Annotated in this window: 25 protein-coding genes; 23 read left to right on the top strand and 2 right to left on the bottom strand. The window is 64.0% G+C overall.

Features of this window, described 5'->3' with window-relative positions; all coding sequences use genetic code 11:
• Positions 1 to 36 precede the first annotated feature (36 nt).
• The 7 genes from ACYVD0_RS20225 (at position 37) to ACYVD0_RS20195 (ending at position 6,132) form a co-directional block, all read left to right on the top strand.
• The gene (locus tag ACYVD0_RS20225; protein ID WP_460428464.1) at positions 37 to 1,509 is read left to right on the top strand and encodes a sigma-54-dependent transcriptional regulator; all 1,473 of its coding nucleotides are present in this window, start codon (positions 37 to 39) and stop codon (positions 1,507 to 1,509) included.
• Positions 1,510 to 1,581: 72 nt separating this feature from the next.
• Positions 1,582 to 1,887: an STAS domain-containing protein gene (locus ACYVD0_RS20220; RefSeq protein WP_460428463.1), complete on the top strand. Its 306-nt coding sequence runs from the start codon at positions 1,582 to 1,584 to the stop codon at positions 1,885 to 1,887.
• Positions 1,888 to 1,897: 10 nt separating this feature from the next.
• Complete coding sequence (locus tag ACYVD0_RS20215) at positions 1,898 to 3,625, top strand: SpoIIE family protein phosphatase (protein WP_460428462.1); 1,728 nt, start codon at positions 1,898 to 1,900, stop codon at positions 3,623 to 3,625.
• Positions 3,626 to 3,679: 54 nt separating this feature from the next.
• Positions 3,680 to 3,967 (top strand): Hpt domain-containing protein, encoded by a 288-nt coding sequence (locus ACYVD0_RS20210; RefSeq protein ID WP_460428546.1) that lies wholly within the window; start codon positions 3,680 to 3,682, stop codon positions 3,965 to 3,967.
• Between the two features lie 33 nt (positions 3,968 to 4,000).
• The gene (locus tag ACYVD0_RS20205) at positions 4,001 to 4,651 is read left to right on the top strand and encodes a bifunctional 4-hydroxy-2-oxoglutarate aldolase/2-dehydro-3-deoxy-phosphogluconate aldolase (RefSeq protein ID WP_460428461.1); all 651 of its coding nucleotides are present in this window, start codon (positions 4,001 to 4,003) and stop codon (positions 4,649 to 4,651) included.
• Positions 4,648 to 5,082, top strand: a complete 435-nt coding sequence (locus ACYVD0_RS20200) for an acyl-CoA thioesterase (RefSeq protein WP_460428460.1) — start codon at positions 4,648 to 4,650, stop codon at positions 5,080 to 5,082. Before ACYVD0_RS20205 ends, ACYVD0_RS20200 begins: the two co-directional genes overlap by 4 nt.
• Before the next feature lie 60 nt (positions 5,083 to 5,142).
• Positions 5,143 to 6,132 carry a tRNA dihydrouridine synthase gene (locus tag ACYVD0_RS20195; RefSeq protein WP_460428459.1) on the top strand — a complete coding sequence of 330 codons (990 nt, stop codon included), beginning with the start codon at positions 5,143 to 5,145 and terminating at the stop codon, positions 6,130 to 6,132.
• Here the strand turns inward: ACYVD0_RS20195 and ACYVD0_RS20190 are convergent.
• Positions 6,129 to 6,275, bottom strand: coding sequence for a DUF2474 domain-containing protein (locus ACYVD0_RS20190; RefSeq protein WP_460428458.1), 147 nt, complete (start codon positions 6,273 to 6,275; stop codon positions 6,129 to 6,131). The two genes, ACYVD0_RS20195 and ACYVD0_RS20190, sit on opposite strands and share 4 nt — an antisense overlap.
• A gap of 310 nt (positions 6,276 to 6,585) precedes the next feature.
• Here ACYVD0_RS20190 and ACYVD0_RS20185 point away from each other — a divergent pair, with 310 nt between their 5' ends.
• The gene (locus ACYVD0_RS20185; RefSeq protein WP_460428457.1) at positions 6,586 to 7,029 is read left to right on the top strand and encodes an Hsp20 family protein; all 444 of its coding nucleotides are present in this window, start codon (positions 6,586 to 6,588) and stop codon (positions 7,027 to 7,029) included.
• Positions 7,030 to 7,077: 48 nt separating this feature from the next.
• Here ACYVD0_RS20185 and ACYVD0_RS20180 read toward each other — a convergent pair whose 3' ends face one another.
• The gene (locus ACYVD0_RS20180; RefSeq protein ID WP_460428456.1) at positions 7,078 to 7,962 is read right to left on the bottom strand and encodes a LysR family transcriptional regulator; all 885 of its coding nucleotides are present in this window, start codon (positions 7,960 to 7,962) and stop codon (positions 7,078 to 7,080) included.
• A 197-nt stretch (positions 7,963 to 8,159) separates the two neighbouring features.
• Here ACYVD0_RS20180 and leuC point away from each other — a divergent pair, with 197 nt between their 5' ends.
• The 15 genes from leuC to ACYVD0_RS20105 all read left to right on the top strand — a co-directional run bounded on the left by leuC (position 8,160) and on the right by ACYVD0_RS20105 (position 25,703).
• Entirely contained in the window at positions 8,160 to 9,584 is a 1,425-nt protein-coding gene (gene leuC / locus ACYVD0_RS20175) for a 3-isopropylmalate dehydratase large subunit (RefSeq protein ID WP_460428455.1), read from the top strand.
• A gap of 11 nt (positions 9,585 to 9,595) precedes the next feature.
• Positions 9,596 to 10,243 (top strand): 3-isopropylmalate dehydratase small subunit, encoded by a 648-nt coding sequence (leuD, locus tag ACYVD0_RS20170; RefSeq protein ID WP_460428454.1) that lies wholly within the window; start codon positions 9,596 to 9,598, stop codon positions 10,241 to 10,243.
• A 70-nt stretch (positions 10,244 to 10,313) separates the two neighbouring features.
• The gene (gene leuB / locus ACYVD0_RS20165) at positions 10,314 to 11,396 is read left to right on the top strand and encodes a 3-isopropylmalate dehydrogenase (protein ID WP_460428453.1); all 1,083 of its coding nucleotides are present in this window, start codon (positions 10,314 to 10,316) and stop codon (positions 11,394 to 11,396) included.
• Between the two features lie 50 nt (positions 11,397 to 11,446).
• Positions 11,447 to 12,559, top strand: a complete 1,113-nt coding sequence (gene asd, locus ACYVD0_RS20160; RefSeq protein WP_460428452.1) for an aspartate-semialdehyde dehydrogenase — start codon at positions 11,447 to 11,449, stop codon at positions 12,557 to 12,559.
• A 158-nt stretch (positions 12,560 to 12,717) separates the two neighbouring features.
• Positions 12,718 to 13,728: an aspartate-semialdehyde dehydrogenase gene (locus ACYVD0_RS20155; RefSeq protein WP_460428451.1), complete on the top strand. Its 1,011-nt coding sequence runs from the start codon at positions 12,718 to 12,720 to the stop codon at positions 13,726 to 13,728.
• 141 nt (positions 13,729 to 13,869) lie between these two features.
• Entirely contained in the window at positions 13,870 to 16,674 is a 2,805-nt protein-coding gene (locus ACYVD0_RS20150; RefSeq protein ID WP_460428450.1) for a FimV/HubP family polar landmark protein, read from the top strand.
• A gap of 3 nt (positions 16,675 to 16,677) precedes the next feature.
• Entirely contained in the window at positions 16,678 to 17,541 is an 864-nt protein-coding gene (gene truA, locus ACYVD0_RS20145) for a tRNA pseudouridine(38-40) synthase TruA (protein WP_460428449.1), read from the top strand.
• A gap of 81 nt (positions 17,542 to 17,622) precedes the next feature.
• Positions 17,623 to 18,243, top strand: a complete 621-nt coding sequence (locus ACYVD0_RS20140; protein WP_460428545.1) for a phosphoribosylanthranilate isomerase — start codon at positions 17,623 to 17,625, stop codon at positions 18,241 to 18,243.
• Between the two features lie 336 nt (positions 18,244 to 18,579).
• On the top strand, positions 18,580 to 19,509 hold the full coding sequence (gene accD / locus ACYVD0_RS20135; protein WP_460428448.1) for an acetyl-CoA carboxylase carboxyltransferase subunit beta: 930 nt from the start codon (positions 18,580 to 18,582) through the stop codon (positions 19,507 to 19,509).
• Positions 19,506 to 20,807, top strand: coding sequence for a bifunctional folylpolyglutamate synthase/dihydrofolate synthase (folC, locus tag ACYVD0_RS20130; RefSeq protein WP_460428447.1), 1,302 nt, complete (start codon positions 19,506 to 19,508; stop codon positions 20,805 to 20,807). Before accD ends, folC begins: the two co-directional genes overlap by 4 nt.
• Positions 20,791 to 21,411 (top strand): SPOR domain-containing protein, encoded by a 621-nt coding sequence (locus ACYVD0_RS20125; RefSeq protein WP_460428446.1) that lies wholly within the window; start codon positions 20,791 to 20,793, stop codon positions 21,409 to 21,411. Before folC ends, ACYVD0_RS20125 begins: the two co-directional genes overlap by 17 nt.
• 141 nt (positions 21,412 to 21,552) lie before the next feature.
• The gene (locus ACYVD0_RS20120) at positions 21,553 to 22,065 is read left to right on the top strand and encodes a CvpA family protein (protein WP_460428445.1); all 513 of its coding nucleotides are present in this window, start codon (positions 21,553 to 21,555) and stop codon (positions 22,063 to 22,065) included.
• 77 nt (positions 22,066 to 22,142) lie between these two features.
• The gene (purF, locus tag ACYVD0_RS20115) at positions 22,143 to 23,648 is read left to right on the top strand and encodes an amidophosphoribosyltransferase (RefSeq protein ID WP_460428444.1); all 1,506 of its coding nucleotides are present in this window, start codon (positions 22,143 to 22,145) and stop codon (positions 23,646 to 23,648) included.
• Positions 23,649 to 23,712: 64 nt separating this feature from the next.
• Positions 23,713 to 24,924, top strand: coding sequence for an O-succinylhomoserine sulfhydrylase (locus ACYVD0_RS20110; RefSeq protein ID WP_460428443.1), 1,212 nt, complete (start codon positions 23,713 to 23,715; stop codon positions 24,922 to 24,924).
• Entirely contained in the window at positions 24,921 to 25,703 is a 783-nt protein-coding gene (locus ACYVD0_RS20105; protein WP_460428442.1) for an SDR family oxidoreductase, read from the top strand. Before ACYVD0_RS20110 ends, ACYVD0_RS20105 begins: the two co-directional genes overlap by 4 nt.
• The last annotated feature ends 95 nt before the right edge of the window (positions 25,704 to 25,798 follow it).

The raw sequence follows: 25,798 nt of genomic DNA, 5'->3' as shown, positions 1-25,798 counted from the left end.
TCCCTGAAGCCTTTTTCAGTTCAGATACCCGACAACATGTGGCGTGATATAAAGATTCTTCTGATCGATGACAACCTCGACCGACGTCGGAACATGTCAGTTATCCTCAACTTCCTCGACGAACAGTATCTGGCCTGCGCCAGTGTGGAGTGGCGGGGGCAGGTCGAGGCGCTGGCCTCCAGCCAGGAGTTGCTGTGCGTACTGCTCGGGACGGTTGAGGCGCAGGGTGGGGGGCTCGAGCTGATCAAGGAGCTCCACGACTGGGACGAGGCGCTGCCCGTGCTGCTGCTTGGTCAGCATTCGCCGGCGGATTGGCCGAAGGAGGTGCGGCAGCAGGTGCTGGCCAGCCTGGAGGCACCGCCCTCCTACAGCAAGCTGCTCGACTCCCTGCACCGCGCTCAGGTCTATCGCGCGAGGCCCGGCCAGGGGCGTGGTCTGTCGCGCGAGCCCAATCTGTTTCGCAGCCTGGTCGGCACCAGCCGGGCGATACAGCAGGTGCGTCAGCTGCTGCAGCAGGTGGCAGATACCGATGCCTGCGTGCTGCTGCAGGGTGAGTCCGGAACCGGCAAGGAGGTGGTGGCGCGCAATCTGCACTATCATTCCCGGCGCTGCGATGCGCCCTTCGTTCCGGTCAATTGCCGCGCCATCGCTGCCGAGCTGCTGGAGAGTGAGCTGTATGGACATGAGCAGGGGGCTTTCAGCGGTGCTCTCTGCAGTCATGCCGGGCGCCTTGAACTGGCCCATGGCGGCGTCCTGTTCCTCGAGGAGATCGATGCCATGCCGCTGCCGGTGCAGGCCCGGCTGCTGCGCGTGCTGAAGGAGGGTGTCTTCGAGCGCCTGGGCAGCACGCAGGTGCAGAGCGTCGATGTGCGCATCATCGCCGCGAGCCACAAGAGTCTTGAGGTGATGGCCCGGGAGGGCAGCTTCCGCGAGGATCTCTACTACCGGCTCAGCGTGTTTCCCATTGAGATGCCGCCCCTGCGCGAGCGTGTGGAGGATCTCCCGCTGCTGCTGAACGAGCTGATCGCGCGCCTGGAGCACGATAAGCTGGGATCTATCCGCTTCAACTCGGCGGCGATCATGTCGCTGTGTCGCCATGAGTGGCCGGGCAATCTGCGCGAACTGGCCAACCTGGTGGAGCGCATGGCGATCATGCATCCCTACGGGGTCATCGGTGTGCAGGAGTTGCCGAAGAAATACCGCCATATCGAGGTCGAGGACGAGCAGGGCGACGAGAGCAGGGCATTCGAGGTCGGCCTGCCGGATCCAGCCACCCTCGTTCTGCTGCCGCCAGAGGGGCTGGACCTGAAGGATTATCTGGCCGCCCTCGAACAGACGCTCATCCAGCAGGCCTTGGAGGACTCCGCCGGCGTGGTGGCGCGGGCCGCGGAGCGCCTGCGCATCCGCCGCACGACGCTGGTGGAAAAGATGCGCAAGTACGGCATGAGCCGGCGCGAAGACAGCGACGACCAGCCGGCCCCGGGGAGTGCCGCAGCCTCCGGCCACTGAGTGGCGGTTGCTCCGCCGGAATCCGAGTGTTAAATCTCGCTGCAAAGACGACACAAACCTGAGGAGCAACGCATGGCTATCACTTCGCAGCCTTCGGCAGATGGACAAGAACTGACCATTTTCATCCAGGGGCGCTTCGATTTCGGCGCCCACCAAGAGTTCCGGGATACCTATGAGCGGGTGAACGTCACCCCAAAGCGTTATATCGTCGACCTGCAGGGGGCGACCTATCTCGACAGCTCGGCGCTCGGCATGCTCCTGCTGCTGCGCGACCATGCCGGCGGTGAGCGGGCGCAGATCCGCCTGATCCATTGCAGTCCGGATGTGCGCAAGATCCTGTCGATCTCCAATTTTGAACAGCTCTTCCACATTGACTAGGAGCTGTCCCATGCAGCCGCCCCTGTGCGTCCTGATCGCCGAGGACAGTCCCACGGACCGGATGCTGCTGGCGACCATCGTCGGCCGTCAGGGCTATCGCGTGCTGACCGCCAGCAACGGTCTCGAGGCGATCATGATGTTCGCCCGCGAGCGCCCTCACATGGTCCTGATGGACGCCCTGATGCCGGTGATGGATGGCTTCGAGGCCGCCCGGCGCATCAAACAGATGGCCGGCGAGGAGCTGGTGCCGATCATCTTCCTTACCTCGCTGACTGAGAGCGAGGCCTTGGTCCGGTGCCTGGATGCCGGAGGCGACGATTTCCTCGCCAAACCCTACAACCGGGTGATCCTGGACGCCAAGATCAAGGCCATGGACCGCCTGCGCCGGCTGCAGGCCACGGTGCTGGAGCAGCGCGACCTGATCGCCCGGCACAATGAGCATCTGCTCAACGAGCAGCGGGTGGCCAAGGAGGTGTTCGACAAGGTGGCCCACTCCGGCTGTCTCGATGCGCCGAACATTCGCTACCTGCAGTCGCCCTATGCGCTGTTCAACGGCGATCTGATGCTGGCGGCCTTCAAGCCCTCCGGCGGCATGCACGTGCTGCTCGGCGACTTCACCGGACACGGCTTGCCGGCGGCGATCGGCGCCATGCCCCTGGCCGAGGTCTTCTACAGCATGACCGCCAAGGGCTATTCACTGGCGGAAATCCTTCGCGAGATGAACGCCAAGCTCAAGCGCATCCTGCCGGTGGGGGTTTTCTGCTGCGCCGTCATGCTCAACCTGAGCTTCCAACGGCGGGTAGTGGAGATCTGGAACGGCGGCCTGCCGGATGGCTATCTCCGGCGCGTCGGCAGTGGCGAGCGAATTCCCCTGCGTTCTCGCCACCTGCCACTGGGTATCCTCGACGCCTCGTGTTTTGACGATCGCTATGAGATCTACCCCATGGAGGCGGGCGACCGGATCTTCCTGCTCTCCGACGGTGTGCTGGAAACCCCCAACCTGGGCGACGAGCGTTTCGGCGAGGAGCGGCTCCTCGATGTGTTCGCCGTCAACCGTCAGCCGGATCTGCTGTTCGGGGAGATCAAGAAGGCGCTCAGCGCCTTCCGCGGCGAGGCGCAGGACGACGTCAGCCTGATCGAGGTCAGCCTGATGGAGGTGGGACAGCTGCCACATTCGCCGCTGATCTTCTCCGACTCCGGACAGAACTCCCCGCTGGACTGGTCGGTCAGCTTCGAATTCCGCGCCGATACCCTCAAGCGCTTCAACCCGCTGCCCTATCTGCTGCAACTGCTGCTCGAGGTGCAGGAGCTGCGCATCCAGGGCAGCGTGCTCTACACGGTGCTCGCCGAGCTTTACTCCAATGCCCTGGAACACGGCGTGATGGGTCTCGACTCGTCGCTCAAGCGCGATGCCCAGGGCTTCGCGGAATATTACCGGGAGCGCCGCGCGCGGCTGGCGAGCCTGTGCGACGGCTATGTGCGCTTTCATCTCGATCTGCGCCCCGAGGGCGCTGGCGGACGCCTGAGCATCCGCGTCGAGGACAGCGGTCCTGGCTTCGATGTGCAGCGGATGCTGGAGCTGCAGGGCTCTACGGAGCGCCTGAGCGGGCGCGGCCTGAAGCTGGTGCGCCAGCTGGCCGATCGCTGCAGCTGGGCGCCGGACGGGCGCAGCGTGTGCGTGGAGTTTTCCTGGCCCGCTCGGCATAATCCGGCGGACTGCCAATTGCTTCAGGAGTGACCTGGAGTGTCCGAGCATCTCGACCACACCGTTCTGGCGCTTCTGCAGGAGGTCATGGAGGACGAATATCCGGTCCTGCTGGATACCTTTCTGAGCGACTCCGAAGCTCGTCTGCGCGCCCTGCGCCAGGCCCAGAACGCCCAGGATGCCGAGGCCCTGCGTCGGGCCGCGCACAGCTTCAAGGGTAGCTGCGGCAACATGGGGGCGCCGCTGCTGGCCGAGCTGTGCCGGCAGCTCGAAGACCTGGCCCGCGCCGGTGACCTGACCCCGGTGCCTGCACTGTTGGAGCGGGCTGAGCAGGAGTTTGCCATTATCCGTATCTTGATCGAGTCCGAACGATAGCGTCATTGCTGACGCCCCAGCTGGAGAAAAAACATGGCCATGACGATGGATACGGTGCTACAGCGTGCACGCCCCGTACTCCCGGTACTGGTGATCGAGGACGTCGCGCTGGCGGTGGACTTGGCGCGGGCGCTGCACGCGGGCGGCATTCAGGTGCTGGAGGTGACGCTGCGTACCCCGCGCGCCCTGGATGCGCTGGCAGCGATCCGCCAAGCGCTGCCGGACCTGCTGGTCGGCGCCGGCACCCTGATCCACAGCGTGCAGTTTCTCGAGGCTCGCGACGCCGGCGCGCAGTTTGTCGTCAGTCCCGGCTGCACCCAGCGCCTGGCAGCGGCCGCGGACGACTGCCGGCTGCCCTACCTGCCGGGCGTGATGACGCCCTCGGAAGTCCTGCAGGCCTTGGAGTTCGGCTATCGCTCGCTGAAGCTGTTCCCGGCCAACGGCACTACCAGCGTGAAAATGCTGAAGAGCTTCAAGGAACCCTTTAGCGGCATCCGCTTCTGCCCCACCGGCGGAGTGACCCCGGACAATCTGCTGAGCTTCCTTGGCCTGCCCAATGTTGCCTGCGTCGGTGGCACTTGGATCGCGCCCTCCAGCCTGATCCGCGCCCGCGCCTGGGACCAGATCACCCAGCTGGCCCATGAGGCCTGTGAACAGGCCGCCAGCCTGGAGCAGCATTCTTGAGTTGGCAGTGGCCCGCGCCCTTCGTCATCGACATCGAGGTGCTGCCGGCGCACATCGACGGCCTCGGCCACGTCAACAACGTGGTCTACGTCGGCTGGCTAGAGGACTGTGCCTGGCGCCACTCGCAGAGCCTGGGCCTGGGGCTGGACGAGTACCGGCGCCTGGACCGGGCGATGGCGGTGCAGCGCCACGAGATCGACTATCTGGCGAGCGCCCGCCTGGGCGAGCGCCTGCAGATGGGGACTTGGATCATCGAGTCGCACCGCGGGCTGAAGATGACCCGCCAGTTCCAGTTGCTGCGCCCGGCCGACGGCGCCACCTTGCTGAGCGCACAGACCACCTTCGCCTGCATCGAGCTCTCCAGCGGGCGGCCCCGGCGGATGCCAGAGGCCTTCGTGGCGCGTTACGGCAGGGTCCTGGTAGACGTCTAGACGCCCGCATTGGCTTCTTCTCCCTTGTCTCTCGCCTGAATCTTGCCGGAATCCTCTCCCATGCAAATCGCCCTGGCCCCCATGGAGGGATTGGTCGATGAACTCCTTCGCGACCTGCTGACCCGCGTCGGCGGCATTGACTGGTGTGTGACCGAATTCGTTCGGGTCTGCGACCGTCTGTTGCCGCTCGCCCAGTTCGAGAAGCTAGCCCCGGAAATGCGGCGCGGCTGGCGGACCCGCGCCGGGACGCCGGTGCGTCTGCAGCTGCTCGGTTCCAATCCTGCGTGCCTGGCAGAGAACGCAGCGCTGGCCGCCGAGCTGGGCGCTCCGGTGATCGACCTCAACTTCGGCTGCCCGGCGAAGACGGTGAACCGCTCGCGGGGTGGTGCAGTGCTGCTCGATGAACCGGAGCTGCTGCACACTATCGTCCGCGAGGTGCGCCTGGCCGTGCCGGCGCATGTTCCGGTGACCGCCAAGATGCGCCTGGGCTACACCCGTCCCGAGGGCGCTCTGGAGTGCGCCCGAGCGCTAGTCGAGGGCGGCGCTGCGCAGCTGGTGGTGCATGCGCGAACCAAGGTCGAGGGCTATCGGCCGCCGGCCCACTGGGAATGGGTGGCGCGGGTGCAGGAAGCAGTATCCGTGCCGGTCTATGCCAATGGCGAGATTTGGACGGTGGAGGACTGGCGGCGCTGTCGGCAGATCAGCGGGGTGGAGGACGTCATGCTCGGCCGCGGGCTGGTCTCGCGTCCCGACCTGGCTCGGCAGATCGCCGCGGTCCGTGCCGGGCGCGCACCCGAGCCGCTGGAGTGGCGCGAGGTGCAGCCGCTGGTGAGCGAATTCTGGCTGCGCGTCCGGCAGCGGATCGCACCGCGCTACGCTCCGGGCCGGCTCAAGCAGTGGCTGGGCATGCTGACCCGCAGCTATCCGCCGGCAGCCACGCTGTTCGCCGAGCTGCGCCAGGAAAACAACTGCACGCGGCTGGACGTCCTGCTGGGGGTGGACCCGCATAGCGCCCTTTCGCCCGCGGCGGAACTGTGCTCGGCACTCTAGGCTGTCATGCCCGCGGCCCGCATGATCAGGCGCAGCCCATAGGTGAGCACGCCCAGGCAGAATACGCTGGCGGCCCAGATCAGTACGAGCCAGAGGATTCGGCGCGGCCATCTCTCCCCCTGGCGGCAACTTCGGATTTTCATCAGTGGTAACTCCACCCGTCCGGGCTTTCCTTCGAAATATGTAGTATGGCCAGGCCATATACCTGCGGATGACCGAAACGTCGCTGGCTTCACGGCTCAAGTGCTTGCATCTGCCGTTCGATGGGAAAAATGGCCATGAAATTCTGTAGGAAAAACCCTTGCGCTCGACTGACTTTTCTCTACAGGACAGAACCTGGAAAAAGCGTTTTCCACCTCTTGAATTCCTTCCGTCGAACTCCATCTGGAGGAGTGTGGGATGCCGAATTCGGGTCCCGCCACCCAATACTCGCTGATTATCAGGAGATGAACGATGACTGCTCTTTCCATGGCCCCCCTGTTTCGCCAATCCATTGGTTTCGACCGCTTCAACGACCTGTTCGAGTCCGCCCTGCGCAACGAGGCAGGCAGCTCTTATCCACCTTACAATATTGAGAAGCACGGCGATGACCAGTACCGCATCGTGATCGCCGCGGCCGGCTTCCAAGAGTCCGATCTGGAGCTGCAAGTCGAGCGCGGCGTGCTGACCGTTAGCGGCGGCAAGCGCGAGAGCGAAGCCAGGAACGTCACCTATCTGCACCAGGGCATCGCCCAGCGCGCTTTCAAACTGTCGTTCCGCCTGGTCGACCATATCGAGGTCAAGGGCGCTGAGCTGCGCAACGGCCTGCTCAGCATCGAGCTGGTCCGCATCGTGCCGGAGGAAGCCAAGCCCAAGCGCATCCCGATCAGCAGTGAGCGGCCGGCGCTGGAAGGCTGACCGCTACTCTGACTGGAAAGGGGCGCCACTGGCGCCCCTTTTCGTTGTTCAGGGGGAGGGCGTCTCGCGCGCGCCATCGAGCAGTGCCATGAAGGCCTGCGCCGCGTTGGACAGGGTCCGCTCGGTGTGCAGGATGTAGCCGAGCTGGCGCGACAGGCGGATGCCGGGCAGCGTCAGGGATTTCACCTGATCGTCCAGCATGGTGCGCGGCAGCACACTCCAGGCAATGCCGATGGACACCATCATCTTGATCGTCTCCAAGTAGTTGGTGCTCATGGCGATGCTGGGCGTCAGCCCCTCGCGCTCGAACAGGCGCCGGACGATATGGTGGGTGAAGGTGTTGCCGCCGGGAAACACCGCCGGATGCCTGGCCACGTCGGCCAGGCTCACCCGTGCGCTGCGCGCCAGCGGGTGTTCTGGGGCGGCAACGAAGTCCAGCGGATCGTCCCAGACCTTCACCGCCTGCACCGGCTCTGCCGTTTCCGGAGCCAGGGTGATTACCGCCAACTCGGCACGGCCGTGAAGAATCTCTTCGTAGGCTACCTCCGAATCGAGAAAGCGGATGTCCAGCGCCACTTGCGGATGGGCGCGGGTGAAGGCGCGCAGCAGCGGCGGCAGGCGGTGTAGGCCGATGTGGTGGCTGGTCGCCAGGGTTAGCCGTCCGCTGACGTCACCATTGAGATTGATCAGCGCCCGCCGGGTGTCCTCCAGCACGCTGAGGATTCGGTAGGCCCGCGGTAGCAGCGCGCGGCCGGCTTCGGTCAGCTTCACCTCGCGACCGAGGCGATCGAACAGGCGCACCTGGAGCTGCTGTTCCAGTGCGGCGATGCGCTTGCTCACCGCTGGCTGGGTCAGGTGCAATCGCTCGCCAGCTTCGGAAAAGCTGCCGCTTTCGGCGACTGCGATGAAGGCGTTGAGGTTAGCGAGGTCCATGGCCGGCTCCGGATTCAGGGTTGCAGGCGGCAAGGTGGGAATGGGGCTGGCAACAACCAGCGGTACTCCTTTTGGGATTCCTCAGGAGAATGGTTTGAATAAAAAATATGAATTTGAGTAATTGTTCGCAAGCCCCTAGCATCCTCTTTTGCGCACGGGCGGGGTCGCCCTTGCAGGAAACTGATGAGGAAAGTCCGATGGCCGGCAAAACGCTCTATGACAAGCTCTGGGACATGCATGAGGTGAAGCGGCGCGACGATGGCTCGTCGCTGATCTACATCGACCGTCATATTCTCCACGAAGTGACCTCGCCGCAGGCCTTCGAAGGGCTGCGCCTGGCCGGGCGCAAGCCATGGCGCGTGGACGCCAACATTGCCACCCCGGACCACAACGTGCCGACTACCCTGGACCGCCAGTCCGGCGTCGCCTCCATCGCCGACGAGACCTCGCGCATCCAGGTGCAGACCCTGGACGAGAATTGTGATGAGTTCGGCATCGTCGAGTTCAAGATGAACGATCCGCGCCAAGGCATCGTCCATGTAATCGGCCCGGAGCAGGGCGCCACCCTGCCGGGCATGACCGTGGTCTGCGGCGACTCGCACACATCCACCCACGGCGCCTTCGGCGCGCTGGCCCACGGCATCGGCACCTCCGAGGTGGAGCACGTGCTAGCTACCCAGTGTCTAGTGGCCAAGAAGATGAAGAACATGCAGGTACGAGTGGAGGGCAAACTGCCCTTTGGCGTCAGCGCCAAGGACATCGTACTGGCGGTGATCGGCCGGATCGGCACCGCCGGCGGCACCGGCCATGCCCTGGAATTCGCCGGCAGCGCTATTCGTGAACTTTCCATGGAGGGTCGCATGACCCTCTGCAACATGGCCATCGAGGCCGGCGCCCGGGTCGGCATGGTAGCGGTGGACGACAAGACGATCGAGTATGTCAAGGGCCGTCCCTATGCGCCGCAGGACGCCGACTGGGACAAGGCGGTCATGCAATGGAAGGCGCTGGTGTCCGATGCCGACGCCCGGTTCGACACCGTGGTCGAACTGAAGGCTGAAGAGATCAAGCCGCAGGTCACCTGGGGCACCTCGCCGGAGATGGTGCTGCCGGTCGACCAGCGCGTGCCGGATCCGGTTCTTGAAGCCGATCCGGTCAAGCGCGACTCCATCATCCGTGCGCTGAAGTATATGGGCCTCTCCGCCAACCAGCCGATCAGCGGCATCTATGTGGATCGTGTGTTCATCGGTTCCTGCACCAACTCGCGGATCGAGGACCTGCGTGCCGCAGCTGAGGTGGCCAGGGGGCGCAAGGTCGCCGTGAGCGTCAAGCAGGCGCTGGTGGTACCGGGCTCCGGGCTGGTCAAGGAGCAGGCGGAGAAGGAAGGTCTGGACAAGATCTTCATCGAGGCCGGTTTCGAATGGCGTGAGCCGGGCTGTTCCATGTGCCTGGCAATGAACCCGGACCGCCTGGAGAGCGGCGAGCACTGCGCCTCTACCTCCAATCGCAACTTCGAGGGCCGTCAGGGCGCCGGCGGGCGTACCCATCTGGTCAGTCCTGCCATGGCCGCCGCCGCCGCGGTCGCCGGTCACTTCGTCGATGTGCGTGAATTGATCCAGGCCTGAGGAGATAACGGATGAAAACCTTTTCCCAACATACCGGCCTGGTCGCTCCCCTTGATCGCGCCAACGTCGATACCGATCAGATCATTCCCAAACAGTTCCTCAAGTCGATCAAGCGCAGTGGCTTCGGTCCCAACCTGTTCGACGAGTGGCGCTACCTGGACGTCGGCCAGCCGGGCCAGGACTGCTCGAACCGTCCGCTGAACCAGGACTTCGTGCTGAACCTCTCACGCTACCAGGGCGCCAGCGTGCTGCTGGCCCGCGAGAACTTCGGCTGCGGATCGAGCCGCGAGCACGCGCCCTGGGCGCTGGAAGAGTACGGCTTCCGCACCATCATCGCGCCGAGCTTCGCCGACATCTTCTTCAACAACAGCTTCAAGAACGGCCTGCTGCCGATCATCCTGCCGGAGGCAGAGGTGGACGAACTGTTCAAGCAGTGCGAGGCGACTGAAGGCTACCAACTGACTGTCGACTTGGCCGCGCAGACCGTGACCCGTCCGGACGGCAAGGTGCTCGGTTTCGATATCGATCCGTTTCGCAAGCACTGCCTGCTCAACGGTCTGGACGACATCGGCCTGACCCTGCAGGATGCCGATGCGATCAAGGCGTTCGAGGAAAACCACAGGCAGGCCAGCCCCTGGCTGTTCGGCGCGATCAAATAACCATGAGCTGCAGGGCGGGTGGCTTTCGCTCGAGGCTTGCAGCGTGAGGCTTTTCCCTTAAGGAAAAACGATGAGCAAACAGATTCTGGTTCTCCCCGGCGACGGCATCGGTCCGGAAATCATGGCCGAGGCGGTCAAGGTCCTGAAGCTGGCCAACGAAAAGTACCAGCTCGGTTTCGAGCTGAGCTATGACGAGTTGGGCGGCGCCGCAGTCGACAAGTACGGCGTGCCGCTAGCCGACGAAACCCTGGAGCGCGCGCGTCAGGCCGACGCCATCCTGCTCGGCGCCGTGGGGGGGCCGAAGTGGGATACCATCGAGCCGGCTCTTCGCCCGGAGCGCGGCCTGCTGAAGATCCGCTCGGCCCTGGGCCTGTTCGGCAACCTGCGTCCGGCACTGCTCTACCCGCAACTGGCCGAGGCCTCCACCCTCAAGCCCGAGGTGGTCGCTGGTCTGGACATCCTCATCGTCCGCGAACTGACCGGTGGCATCTACTTCGGCCAGCCGCGCGAAACCCGCGTGCTGGACAACGGCGAGCGCATGGCCTTCGACACCCTGCCGTACAGCGAGAGCGAGATCCGCCGCATCGCCAAGGTTGGCTTCGACATGGCCCGCGTACGTGGCAAGAAGTTGTGCTCGGTGGATAAGGCTAACGTACTGGCATCCAGCCAGCTGTGGCGGGCCGTGGTCGAGGAATTGGCCAAGGACTACCCGGATGTCGAGCTGTCGCACATGTACGTCGACAACGCCGCTATGCAGCTGGTCCGTGCGCCCAAGCAGTTCGACGTGATCGTCACCGACAACATGTTCGGCGACATCTTGTCGGATGAAGCTTCCATGCTCACCGGCTCCATCGGCATGCTGCCGTCGGCCTCGCTGGATGCCAACAACAAGGGCATGTACGAGCCATGCCACGGTTCGGCGCCGGATATCGCCGGCAAGGGCATCGCCAACCCGCTGGCGACCATCCTCTCGGTGTCGATGATGCTGCGTTACAGTTTCGGCCAGGCCGAGGTGGCCAATGCCATCGAGCAGGCGGTCAGCAAGGTGCTGGACCAGAAGCTGCGTACCGGCGATATCTGGTCGGAAGGCTGCCGGAAGGTCGGCACGGCCGAGATGGGCGATGCGGTAGTCGCGGCGCTCGCCAAGTTGTAAGCTTTCGGCTCGCATTTATGCGGGCCACTTTTTATACAGGTGCAGTTGCAATGAAACGTGTAGGTCTGATCGGTTGGCGCGGCATGGTCGGTTCCGTGCTCATGCAGCGGATGCTGGAGGAGCGGGACTTCGACCTGTTCGAGCCGGTGTTCTTCACCACTTCCAGCGTGGGCGGCCAGGGGCCGGCCATCGGCAAGGAAACCGCGCCGCTGACGGATGCCTACAGCATCGACGAGCTGAAGAGCCTCGATGCGATCATCACCTGCCAAGGCGGCGACTACACCAGCGAAGTCTTTCCCAAGCTGCGCGAGGCCGGCTGGCGGGGCTACTGGATCGACGCCGCCTCCAGCCTGCGCATGGCGGACGATGCGATCATCGTCCTGGACCCGGTCAACCGCAGGGTGATCGACCAGTCGCTGGACGCCGGCATCAAGAACTATATCGGTGGCAACTGCACTGTCAGCCTGATGCTGATGGCCCTGGGCGGCCTCTACGAGGCCGGTCTGGTCGAATGGATGAGCGCCATGACCTACCAGGCCGCCTCCGGCGCCGGTGCGCAAAACATGCGCGAGCTGATCCGCCAGATGGGCGCGATCAACGCGGTGGTAGCCACCGAACTGGCCGATCCGGCCAGCGCCATCCTCGAGATCGATCGCATGGTTGCCGAAGCCCAGCGCAGTGCCGAGTTCCCGGTAGACCATTTCGGTGTGCCGCTGGCCGGCAGCCTGATCCCCTACATCGACAAGGAGCTGCCCAACGGGCAGAGCCGCGAGGAGTGGAAGGGGCAGGCCGAAACCAACAAGATCCTTGGTCGCATCAAGAACCCGACTCCGGTCGACGGCATCTGCGTACGTGTCGGCGCCATGCGCTGCCACAGTCAGGCGCTGACCATCAAGCTGAACAAGGACGTGCCGATTGCCGACATCGAAGGGCTGATCAGCCAGCACAACCCTTGGGTGAAGCTGGTGCCGAACCATCGCGACGCTAGCATGCAGGAGCTGAGTCCGGCGACCATCACCGGTACCCTGACGGTTCCGATCGGACGTCTGCGCAAGCTCAACATGGGCTCGCAGTATCTCGGCGCCTTCACCGTCGGCGACCAGCTGCTGTGGGGGGCGGCCGAGCCGCTGCGGCGCATGCTGCGCATCCTGTTGGAGCGTTGACGGCTTCCAGGTCTTCACGGCAGACGAAAAGCGCCGCGGCAATGTCGCGGCGCTTTTCATTCTGACTTTCGGTTGTCCTTCGTGGCGAGTCGCTGTCTGCCGGCTCCTAACCCTCGGTCCATCTCCGTAGACTGCGCTTCCGTTCCAGGAGAATCCTTATGAATCCAGCCATCGATATTGCCGTGGTCGGCGCCACTGGCACCGTCGGCGCAGCTCTTGTCGAAATCCTCGAGGAGCGCGACTTCCCCGTTGGCCAGTTGCACTTACTGGCCAGTGCGGCCTCCGCAGGCAAGTCGGTGCCCTACAAGGGCCGCAACCTGCGGGTCAGGAGCGCCGAGGCGTTCGATTTCGCCCAGGTGCGCCTGGTCTTCTTCGCCGCCGGCGAAGCCGTGACCCGCCAGTACGCGCCGCTGGTTCGGGCCGCCGGCTGCGCGCTGATCGACTTGAGCGGCGGCTTGCCGCTGCAACAGGCGCCGCGGGTGGTGGCGGAGGTCAATCCCCAAGTGCTGCAGGGGCTCGATGCACCTTGCCAACTGACCAGCCCGGCGTCCCAGGCAATCGCCCTGGCTCTGGCGCTGGCACCCTTGCGTCCGCTCATGCAGTGGCAGCGCCTGAGCGTGACGGCCTGTCTGTCGGTATCCAGCCTCGGCCGAAAAGGGGTGACGGAGCTGGCCAGGCAAACCACCGAGCTGCTCAATGGGCGCCCGCTCGAGCCGCGCCTGTTCTACCGGCAGATCGCCTTCAATCTCCTCGGTCGAGTCGGCGAGATCGACTCGGCCGGGCATGCCGGGCTGGAAAGGCGTCTGGCAGAAGAGCTCCGGCAGGTGCTGGAGGCGCCCGAACTGAAGGTCGCTGCCACCTGCGTGATGGCACCGGTGTTCTTTGGCGAGAGCCTGAGTCTTGCCGTGCAGGCGCTGCAGGCGATCGATCTGCCTGCCGTGCAGGCTGCCCTGGAGCAGGCGCCGGGCGTTGAACTGATCGAGCCGGACGATTGTCCGACAGTGATCGGCGATGCGGTCGGTCAGGATGTTGTCTATGTGGGCCGGCTGCGCAGCGGGCTGGATGACGAGCGCGGACTCAATTTGTGGATTACGTCAGATAACGTACGGAAAGGCTCAGCACTTAATGCCGTGCAACTGGCCGAGTTATTGATAAAACAGGGTCTCTAAAAGATACTGGCCCGAATTCGAAGACCTATCCCTGCGTGGCACAAGCGACGTGGCCGGCGCGCTGTCGGACACAGTCAGGGTGCGCGGGTATCAAGTATCAGGCTCCTTTCTCTGCTCGGGAAATCACTCAAGGGATGCGTTATGGTTCGGGTTCGCAAACTGGCACTGGCAATCGCAGCGGCCTCGGCGCTGTCTTCTAGCGTAGCCCATGCATTGGGCCTTGGAGAGGTGACCCTGCGCTCTGCGCTGAATCAGCCGCTGGTTGCCGAAATCGAACTGCTGGAGGCGCGTGATGTTGGTTCCGAAGAGGTCGTCTCGGCTCTGGCTTCTCCCGAAGAGTTCAATAAGGTGGGCGTCGACCGCCAATATTTTCTGAGCGATCTAAAGTTCACCCCGATAATCAAACCCAATGGCAAGAGTGTCATTCGTGTGACCTCCACTAAGCCGGTGCGCGAGCCTTATCTGAACTTCCTGGTGGAGGTTCTCTGGCCCGGTGGTCGACTATTGCGCGAATACACCCTATTGCTCGATCCGCCGCTGTATTCGTCGCAGACAGCCATGTCTGCCGCGCAAAAGCCGCTGACCGAGCAGAAGGCCGGTGCCGTCTCTCGTGCCCCGGCTGCCGCCGCGGTGCCTCCAGCTGTGTCGCCTCGCCCGGCGACTTCCAGCATGCCCGCCGCCAAGGAGTACAAGACCAGAACCAACGATACGCTGTGGAAAATTGCCGAGCGTATGCGCACCTCGGGCACTATCAATCAGACCATGCTGGCGATTCAGGATCTGAATCCGCAGGCTTTCCTCGATGGCAATATCAACCGTCTGGTAAGTGGCCAGGTGCTGCGACTGCCCGACGAGCAGCAGATCCGCCGTCGTTCGAAAAGCCAGGCGCTGGCCGAGGTTGTCGCGCAGAACTCCGCCTGGCGCGAACGACGTGCCCGGCCGGCCGTCGCCTCGGCCCGCCAGCTGGATGCGACCCGTCGCACCGAGGCTGGTGCCGCACCAGCACGTGTAGAGACTGGCGACAGCCTGCGCCTGGTCGCAGCCGACAGCGGCAAGGCTGTCGCCGGCAGCGAAAAAGGGGCGGAGGGCAAAGGCTCTGCCGACAAGTTGGCGCTGGCCAAGGAAAATCTCGATGCGGCCCAGCGTGAAAACACTGAGCTGAAGAGCCGTATGGACGATTTGCAGAGCCAGCTGGACAAGCTGCAGCGCCTGATCACGCTGAAGGACGAGCAGTTGGCCAAGCTGCAGGCGAATCTGACGCAGCCGGGCCAGGCCGCCGAGGAGGCTGCCGAGCCTGCTGCTGTAGTGGCGTCGGAGCCTGCGGCAGCCACCCAGCCGGTGGCCGGACCTGCCGCCCCCGTTTCCGCGCCGGTGGCAGCTGCGACCTCAGGTGTGGAGGCAGTCGTCTCGGCTACTCCGTCAGGCGTCCCGCCTGCAGCGCCGACCGCCGCGCTCGAAACCGTCCCGGCGGTTCCCGTCCTGCCTGCTGCTGTCATGGAGGCTCCCGCGCCGCCGGCAGCCGAGTCGGTCGCCGCACCGGCAGCGCCGCAGCCTGTGCGTCCTGCCGTCGCCCCGGAGCAGCCGGTTGGACTGATCGATTCGATCCTGGACAGTCCGCTGTTGTTTCCTTCGCTGGGTGGTGGCGCCGCGGCAGCGCTGCTGCTCGGCTTGCTGGCGGCCCGTCGCCGGGCCGCGAAGAAGGCCGATCTTGAGGCTGACGAAGACGAGGCAGTGATAGCCGATGCCTGGCTGGATACCGGCTTGGCGCGGGCGGCCATCGAGCCCAGCCTGCTGAACGAGGTGCCTAGGGCCGGACAGGTGCAGGATGTGCTGGATGAGGCCGAGGAGCATATTGCCTACGGCCGTTTCAACGAGGCTGCCGAAGTATTGCAGGCTGCCTGCAGTGCCGAGCCCAAGCGCAGCGACCTTCGCCTAAAGCTGATGGAGGTCCAAGCGGAACTTGGCGACCGCGAGGGTTTCGCCCGCCAAGAGAGGGTGCTGCGCGAAGCCGCTGGCGTGCAGACTCAGGTCGATCACCTAAAAATGAAGTACCCGGCGATGGCGGGTTTCGCGACCGCTGCCCTGGCCGCCGGGTTGGACGTTCTCGAGGAAGAGGAAAACCTCTCCACGGTGACGCAAGAGCTTGAGCCGAGCCCACCTGTCTTTGCGGCCGATATCGATCTGAGTCTGGACGATCTGGAAGCCGAGCTGGAGAGGGATCTCCGGGGCTCCGGCCAGGGTGATGCTTCCTTGGTTCTGGATGACTTGACGCTGGATGGAGCGCTGCCGCCAGCCGTGTCCTCGGCGGAGCCTTTGGCCGAGGATTTCTCCTTCGACCTGGAGTTGCCCGAGGAGACTGCCAGTCTCGATCTGGAGAGTGATCTGAAGGGCCTCGCCCTGGATCTGGAGCTGCCGGTCGAGCCGGCTTCTGTCGGGAGCAAGGATTTCCTCAGCCTTGACCTGGACGCTTTCGACGCATCCGCCGTTACACAGGCCAAAATGACTCCCTCGGATAATGTGCTTCTCGAGGAGGGGCTGTTCGACAGCTTTGATCTGGCTGCGGATATCGATTTCTCCAGCGATGCGGATCGGGCTGTGCCGAAGCTCGAGCTGCCACTGGCTGACGCGCTGGAGGGCGAAGCAGCATCGAGCTTCATGACCCAACTGGACGAGCTGGATGTCGAGCTCGAGCAACTGGCTGCAGGTCTGGGAGAGGGGGCTGGGGAGGTGCAGCCGGTAGCGCATTCGCTGGGTGAGCTGGTGGAGGGTGAGGATTTCGATTTCCTGGCTGATGCAGACGAGATCGCTACCAAGCTGGATCTGGCCCGCGCCTATATCGACATGGGCGACAATGAAGGAGCCCAGGATATCCTGGATGAAGTATTAAATGAAGGAAACGAAACCCAGCGACAGGAAGCGCGTGAAATGTCCGCACGTCTAACCTGATCTATGTCTGAAATTGTACCGAGCGCGGCAGCCGAAGTGGCTGCCGCTGGCTTTTGCAGGGTTGTCCTGGGGCTCGAGTACCGGGGCGCCCGCTATCATGGTTTTCAGCGCCAGAATCCCAGGGTGCCTTCAATACAGGCAGCTCTCGAGTCGGCCTTGTCCAAGGTCGCCGGCGGCGTTCCGCTGAACGTGATGTGCGCCGGGCGTACCGATGCCCTGGTGCATGCCAGCGGACAGGTCGTGCATTTCGACACCCCGATCGAACGTAGCATGCACGCCTGGACCATGGGGGCCAACATGAACCTGCCGCCGGATATCAGCGTCACTTGGGCCAGGGAAATGCCGGCGCATTTCCATGCACGTTTTAGTGCGATGGCCCGGCGTTATCGCTATGTCATCTACAATGACCCGATCCGTCCAGCGCACATGGCTGAGGAGGTCACCTGGAATCATCGGCCGCTGGACATCGAGCGCATGCGCCTGGCCGCCCAGGCGCTGGTCGGCTGCCATAATTTCAGTGCTTTCCGCGCCCGCCAGTGCCAGGCCAAGTCGCCGATCAAGACGGTTCATCATCTACAACTGATCCAGCATGGTCGTTTGATCGTGCTGGACATCCATGCCAATGCCTTCCTGCATCACATGGTGCGAAATATCGCCGGGGTGCTGATGGCCATAGGTGCGGGCGAGCGGCCCGTCGAGTGGGCGAGGGAAGTGCTGGACGGTCGCCAGCGTCGCAAGGGTGGGGTGACGGCACATCCCTACGGCCTGTATCTGGTGCAAGTCGACTATCCGGAAGAGTTCGAGTTGCCGCAGCGTTACCTGGGGCCGCATTTCCTGTCGGGCCTGCCTGACTGTCGACAAGCATGATCGGCAGCTGGGCGGCCGATCATGCTTGCAGTAGGTGAGCCATTTGTTACCATTCGGAGCCTTACCGAGGGTGTAAACAAATTGGCAGCCGTTCGCAGCAAAATCTGTGGGATTACCCGAATCGAAGACGCCCTCGTGGCCGCCGAGGCAGGTGCCGACGCTATTGGTCTGGTCTTCTATTCGAAGAGCCCGCGTGCGGTGACGGTGCCGCAGGCGCAGGCGATCATCGCTGCTTTGCCGCCGTTCGTGACCATAGTCGGGCTCTTTGTCAACGCCAGCCGCTGTGAAATCGGTGAGATTTGCGCTGCGCTGCCGCTAGATCTCCTGCAATTCCACGGGGACGAAACGCCAGCCGATTGCGATGGCCATCGCCGGCCCTACATCAAGGCACTGAGGGTCCGTCCTGGCGAAGATATAGCTGCTCGTTGCCTCGAATACCACAATGCCAGCGGAATTCTGCTGGACACCTACCTTCCTGGTGTGCCGGGAGGAACCGGCGAGGCCTTCGACTGGTCACTGGTACCGCGGGCCTTGCCCAAGCCGGTGATCCTGGCCGGCGGGCTTACCGTGCAAAACGTGCGCACTGCAATCGCCCAGGTCGCGCCCTATGCGGTGGATGTCAGTGGCGGTGTCGAAGCGGGCAAGGGAGTGAAGGATGCCGGGAAGATCCGCGCCTTCATCCGCGAGGTGCGCCATGTCTGAACGTTTCGGCAAGACTGCGCTTTCCGCTTCCGGGGGGAGAAGGCGGTTGGACTGCCATGTGACGGCAGGCGATCCACCGCCGTCCATTAGCGAGCCGCCGATGCCACGAGACCGCCTTCCGTCGCGTATCGGCTCTGCTGTTCATGACGGCGCCATCTGGCGCCTGTCGCTCAGGTAGCCGCAGGCTGGCACGGCAGTGGGTTTCGGCCCGGCGGAATGATTGCCAGGGTACAGATCCCGCCGACCTGCGGGTACATTCGTGAATTTGCTCAAAAACAGGCATGGGGCCATGGGACGTCATGCGTCGGGTCCCCAAAGCTGTGGAGAACATCAAGCATGAGCAACTGGTTGGTAGACAAGCTGATCCCTTCGATCATGCGTTCCGAGGTGAAGAAAAGCTCAGTACCGGAAGGCCTCTGGCACAAGTGTCCGTCCTGTGACGCGGTGCTGTACAAGCCTGAGCTGGAAAAGACCCTGGAGGTCTGTCCCAAGTGTGATCACCACATGCGCATCGGTGCGCGCACCCGGCTGAACATTTTCCTCGACGTCGAGGGACGTGAGGAGATTGGTGCGGAGCTGGAGCCAGTGGACCGGCTGAAGTTTCGCGACAGCAAGAAGTACAAGGATCGCCTTTCCGCAGCGCAGAAGCAGACCAACGAAAAGGATGCGCTGATTTCCATGAGTGGCACCCTGCAGGGCATGCCGGTAGTCGCCTGTGCCTTCGAGTTTTCCTTCATGGGCGGCTCCATGGGGGCCATTGTCGGCGAGCGCTTCGTGCAGGCTGCCAACGTGGCCCTCGAGCAGCGTTGTCCTTTCATCTGTTTCGCCGCATCCGGCGGAGCGCGCATGCAGGAGGCGCTGATCTCGCTGATGCAGATGGCCAAGACCTCGGCGGTCCTGGCGCGTCTGCGCGAGGAGGGCATTCCGTTCATCTCGGTGCTGACCGACCCCGTCTACGGTGGCGTTTCCGCCAGCCTGGCCATGCTCGGTGATGTCATCGTCGCCGAGCCTCAGGCGCTGATCGGCTTCGCCGGTCCGCGGGTGATCGAGCAGACCGTGCGCGAGAAGCTGCCCGAGGGCTTCCAGCGCAGCGAGTTCCTGTTGGAGCACGGCGCCATCGACCTGATCATTCCCCGTCAGGAGTTGCGTTCGCGTCTGGCCCGTCTGCTGGCTCAGCTGACGCACCAGCCCATTTCCACGGCTGCAACCACTGAGACAGCCAGGGACACTGCTACCGACCTGGCCATGGATGCAGCCACGGCATGAGCGAACGCAGCCTTGCCGACTGGCTCGCCTATCTCGAGCGACTGCACCCTACGGCCATCGACATGGGCCTGGAGCGCTCGCGCGAGGTGGCGCGCCGACTGGGTCTGGGACGGCCGGCGCTGCGGGTGGTGACGGTCACCGGGACCAACGGCAAGGGCTCCACCTGTGCCTTCCTCGCCGCGCTGATAGGTGCGCAGGGACTGAAGGTCGGCTTTTACAGCTCCCCCCACCTGTTACGCTACAACGAGCGGGTGCGGATCGACGGCCGCGAGGCCGACGATGCCGAGTTGTGCCAGGCCTTTGCCGCGGTGGAAGCCGCACGTGGCGAGATTTCCCTGACTTATTTCGAGATGGGTACCCTCGCGGCTTTCTGGCTTTTCGAGCGCGCCGGGTTGGATGCCGTCGTGCTGGAAGTGGGCCTGGGTGGGCGTCTCGATGCAGTCAATCTGGTCGATGCCGACGTGGCGGTGGTCACCAGCATCGCCCTGGATCATGCCGACTGGCTGGGCGATACCCGCGACTCGGTGGCCTTCGAGAAGGCCGGCATCTTCCGCGTTGGCCGGCCTGCCGTTTGTGGCGAGCCGGATCCGCCGGTGCCTCTGTTGGAGCAGGCGGTATTGCTGGGCGCACCTCTCTACAGGCGCGGTCACGATTATGAGCTGACTCTCAGGGGCAGTGCCTGGGACTGGCACGGCTGCAATGCCGCAGGCGACAGGCTCGAGCTGCAGGCGATGCCGCAGCTCGAGCTGCCGGTGGAGAACGCGGCTCTGGCGCTGCAGGCCTATGCCTTGCTTGACCTGCCCTGGCAGGCCGAGTGCATCGTGACGGCGCTGAGCGCCACGCGCCTGAGCGGGCGTCTCGAGCGGCGCCACATTCGCTGGCAGGACAAGCGGCTGTCCTTCCTGCTGGACGTCGGACACAACCCCCATGCTGCGGCCTATCTGGCCGAGCGCCTTGCTGCGCGGCCGCCCGAAGGGCAACGCTTGGCGGTTTTCGGCCTGCTCGCCGACAAGGATCTGCCCGGCGTGCTGGAGCCCTTGCTGTCCCATGTCCGGCATTGGGCGGTGGCGCCGTTGTCAAGTCCGCGAAGCCGCTCCGCCCAGGAGCTCGTTGCTGTCCTGCAGAGGCGCAGGGCGCTGGTTGTGGCCTGTGCCGACGTCGCCGAGGCGCTGCAGGCACAATGCCGGCGGGCCGCCGAGTGTGATGAAATCCTAGTGTTCGGCTCTTTTTATTGTGTGGCCGAGACGCTGGAGTGGTTGAATCGGCAGGAGGAGAAACGAGATGGCCTGGCTGAATAAGAGGCTCAAGCAGCGGATGGTCGGCGCCTTGGTGTTGTTGGCACTGGCGGTGATCTTCCTGCCCATGCTGTTTACTCGCAAGGACGAGGTTCGGCAGGTGGTGGTCGAGGCACCGCCCATGCCGAAGGCCCCGCCTGCGCCGCGTGTCGAGCTGGATCCGATCGCGGTTCCGGAGCCGATGATTCTGCCTGAGGAGCCACAACCCTCCACAGCGATCGCCGGCACGCCGGCTGCCGCCGTGCCGAGCACTCAGGCGTCTCCGGCAGCTTCCGCCAGTGCGGCGGCCAAGACTCAAGCTGCCAATCCCACTCCGCCGCCGGCGAAGGCTAAGGTCGCCGAGCCAAGCCGTCTGGATGCCAACAGCCTGCCGGTCAGTTGGTCGGTCCAGTTGGCCAGCCTGTCCAATCGTGCCAACGCCCTGGCCTTGCAGAAGACCCTGCGCAGCCAGGGCTACAATGCCTACATCCGCCATGTGGACGGGATGAACCGGGTCTACGTCGGACCGCTGATCGACCGGAGCGAGGCCAACCGCCTGCGCGATCAGCTCAAGCGACAGCACAGTCTCAGCGGTTTCGTCGTGCGCTTTCAGCCCGAGCGCGGCTGAGCGGACGGCTTTGCCAGCCGGGCCTGGGGGGCTTTGAACCCAGAGTGGGTGTACTCTAGGACCGGCCAATGGACCTGGGTTATTACTCCAATCAGAGGGGCTCTGCTAGAATGCAGCGCCTTTTCATTCATGGGTTGAACCATGGTATTCACCTGGATCGATTGGGCGATCATCGCGATCGCCGCCGTTTCCAGCTTGATCAGCTTGACACGTGGCTTCGTCAAGGAAGCCTTGTCGCTGGTCACCTGGATCATCGCCGGCGTCATCGCCTGGATGTTCGGCGGAGCGCTCTCGCAGCATCTGGTCGGCTACATTGCCACGCCCTCGCTGCAGGTCATCGCCGCTTGCGCGATTCTTTTCGTGGCGACCCTGCTGATCGGCGCGCTGCTCAACTTCCTCATCGGCGAGCTGGTGCGCGTCACCGGCCTCTCCGGTACGGACCGTGTGCTCGGCATGGTCTTCGGCGCTGCCCGGGGGGGGCTGCTGGTGGTGCTATTGGTCGGCCTGCTCAGTCTGGCGCCGGTGCAGCAGGATGCCTGGTGGCAACAATCGATTCTGCTGCCCCATTTCCTGATGGTTGCCGACTGGTCGAAGAGTCTCATCCTCGGATTTTCCAGCCAGGGGCTTGCCAGTGGGATAAGCGTGCCACGCTGAGTTTCCGAAAGACAGATGGGGCCGGCCTCGGGCGGGTGCCCGGAATTAGCCTGAACTACTAGCAGGGGTTGCGTCACATGTGTGGCATTGTCGGTATTGTCGGTAAGTCCAACGTCAATCAAGCGCTGTATGACGCGCTTACCGTCCTTCAGCATCGCGGCCAAGATGCTGCCGGTATCGTCACCTGCCATGAGGGCCGGTTGTTCCTGCGTAAGGACAATGGCCTGGTTCGCGACGTGTTTCAGCAGCGGCATATGCAGCGCCTGGTCGGCCACATGGGCATCGGTCACGTGCGCTACCCGACGGCCGGAAGTTCCAGTTCGGCCGAGGCCCAGCCGTTCTACGTCAACTCCCCCTATGGGATCACCCTGGCGCACAACGGCAACCTGACCAACGTCGACCAGCTGTCCCAGGAGATCTACGAGTCCGACCTGCGTCATGTCAATACCAGCTCCGACTCGGAGGTGCTGCTCAATGTCTTCGCCCACGAGCTGGCGGTGCGCGGCAAGCTGCAGCCGACCGAGGAGGACGTGTTCGCCGCGGTTTCCGGCGTGCATCGTCGCTGCCGTGGTGGCTACGCCGTGGTGGCGATGATCACCGGCTATGGCATCGTCGGCTTCCGCGATCCCAATGCGATCCGCCCGATCGTCTTCGGTCAGCGCCAGACTGACGAGGGCGTGGAGTACATGATCGCCTCGGAAAGCGTTGCTCTCGACGTGCTCGGTTTCAGTCTGATCCGCGACTTGGCGCCAGGTGAGGCGGTTTATATCACCGAGCACGGCAAGCTGTTCACCCGCCAGTGCGCGGAAAATCCGAAGTACTCGCCGTGCATCTTCGAGCACGTCTACCTGGCGCGTTCCGACTCCTTCATGGACGGCGTCTCGATCTACAAGGCGCGGTTGCGCATGGGCGAGAAGTTGGCCGAGAAGATCCTCCGCGAACGCCCCGAGCATGACATCGATGTGATCATTCCAATCCCCGACACCAGCCGCACCGCAGCGCTGGAGCTGGCCAACCACTTGGGCGTGAAGTTCCGCGAGGGCTTCGTCAAGAACCGCTATATCGGCCGCACTTTCATCATGCCGGGGCAGGCGGCGCGCAAGAAGTCCGTGCGCCAGAAGCTCAACGCCATCGACCTTGAGTTCCGCGGCAAAAACGTCATGCTGGTGGACGACTCCATCGTGCGCGGCACCACCTGCAAGCAGATCATCCAAATGGCCCGGGAGGCCGGCGCCAAGAAGGTCTACTTCTGCTCGGCGGCGCCGGCGGTGCGCTATCCCAACGTGTACGGCATTGACATGCCCACTGCCCATGAATTGATCGCCCATGGTCGCAGCACCGAAGAGGTGGCCGAGCTGATCGGTGCCGACTGGCTAGTCTACCAGGATCTGTCCGACCTGATCGATGCGGTCGGCGGCGGTAAGGTGAAGATCGACAACTTCGACTGTGCCGTCTTCGATGGCAAGTATGTCACCGGGGACATCGACGAGGCCTACCTGGAGCGGATCGAGAGGGCCCGCAACGATGCCAGCAAGGCCCGCAACAATGCGGTCAGTGCGATTATCGACCTGTACAACAATTGAGCGGCAAGTGAGAAAGCTTGAAGCTCCGAGTGGCGACTGCCGCTCTCATGCGAGGGGAAGGATTATGACGATCGAGTGGGATGCCGGACGACTGGACAGCGACTTGGAGGGTGCCGGTTTCGCCACCCTGGCGGTGCGTGCCGGCCAGCAACGCACTCCCGAGGGAGAGCACGGCGAGGCCCTGTTCCTGACCTCCAGCTACGTGTTCCGCAGCGCCGCCGAAGCGGCTGCCCGCTTTGCCGGCGAGCAGCCCGGCAACGTCTATTCCCGCTATACCAACCCCACCGTGCGCACCTTCGAGGAGCGGATCGCTGCCCTGGAGGGTGCCGAGCAGGCGGTTGCCGCCGCGTCCGGCATGGGTGCCATCCTGGCCATGGTGATGAGCCTGTGCAGCGCCGGCGACCATGTGCTGGTGTCGCGCAGCGTGTTCGGCTCCACCATCAGCCTGTTCGACAAATACTTCAAGCGCTTCGGCATCGAGGTGGACTATCCGCCGCTGGCCGACCTGGATGCTTGGGCGGCGGCTTGCAGGCCGAACACCAAGCTGTTCATCGTCGAGTCGCCGTCCAACCCGCTGGCCGAGCTGGTGGACATTGCCGCCCTGGCCGACATCGCCCACGCCCGTGGCGCACTGCTGGTGGTGGACAACTGCTTCTGCACCCCGGTGCTGCAGAAGCCGCTGGCGCTGGGCGCCGATATCGTCATCCACTCGGCGACCAAGTACATCGACGGCCAGGGTCGTTGCCTCGGCGGCGTGGTGGCCGGCAGCGCCAAGCTGATGCAGGAGGTGGTCGGCTTCCTGCGCACCGCAGGCCCGACCCTCAGTCCCTTCAACGCCTGGCTGTTCCTCAAGGGGCTGGAAACCCTCAGGGTGCGCATGCAGGCACACTGTGCCGGTGCTCAGGCTCTGGCCGAGTGGCTGGAACGGCAGCCGCAAGTGGCCAGGGTCTACTACGCCGGCCTGTCCAGCCATCCGCAGCATGAATTGGCCAAGCGCCAGCAGGGCGGTTTCGGCGCGGTGGTCAGCTTCGAGGTCAAGGGTGACAAGGCGGCTGCCTGGCGGGTCATCGACAATACCCGAATGATCTCCATTACTACCAATCTGGGTGACACCAAGACCACCATCGCCCATCCGGCTACCACATCCCACGGCCGTCTGACCCCGGAAGCGCGGGCCGCAGCCGGGATCAGCGACAGCATGATTCGCGTAGCGGTCGGGTTGGAGGAGATCGAGGATATCAAGGCCGACCTCGCCCGCGGATTGGCCGTGCTGTGATCGACCTGAGCCTGGAGACTGGCAGGCCGCAGAGTAACGGCAAGGTCGCTCTGGTCAGCGGGGCGGTGCGCGGCATCGGGCTGGGCATCTCTGCTTGGCTGATCGCCGAGGGCTGGCAGGTGGTGCTCGCCGACATCGACCGCAAGCGCGGCTCCAAGGTGGCCAGGGCGCTGGGCAGTAGTGCCTGGTTCGTCGGTATGGACGTCGCCCAGGAAAGCCAGGTGGCACTGGGGATGGCCGAGGTGCTCGGCCAGTTCGGCCGTCTCGACGGCCTGGTCTGCAACGCCGCCGTCGCCGATCCCGGCAATCCTCCGCTGGCAGAGCTGAAGCTCAACCACTGGAACCATGTGCTGGGGGTGAACCTGACTGGTCCGCTGCTGCTGGCCAAGCACTGTGCGGCCTATCTGCAGGCGCATCGTGGCGCCATGGTCAATATTGCCTCGACCCGCGCGCACCAGTCCGAGCCGAACTCAGAGGCCTACGCGGCCAGCAAGGGCGGCCTGCTGGGGCTCACTCATGCCTTGGCGATCAGCCTCGGGCCCGATGTACGGGTGAATGCTGTCAGCCCCGGCTGGATCGATGCGCGCAGCCCCAGCGAGCGTCATCAGGCGCCGCTGTCCGCACAGAGCCACGCCCAGCATCCTGCCGGCCGCGTGGGGACGGTCGAGGATGTCGCCGCCCTGGTCGCCTGGCTGCTGTCTGATCGGGCCGGCTTTGTCACTGGCCAGGAATTCATCGTTGACGGTGGCATGACGCGCAAGATGATCTACCTGGACTGATTTCCGCGCATTCAGGCTTCCTCTCCTGGTTTTTGGGATGTGCGCACTATTTTGGTGCTCTTGTGGAGAGTTTCGCGCCATTGTGCGTCTTTTTT

The organism is Azotobacter armeniacus, from assembly GCF_054779355.1.
The sequence above is the reverse complement of the archived record's forward strand: the minus strand, read 5'-3'. Positions and strand labels throughout refer to the sequence as shown.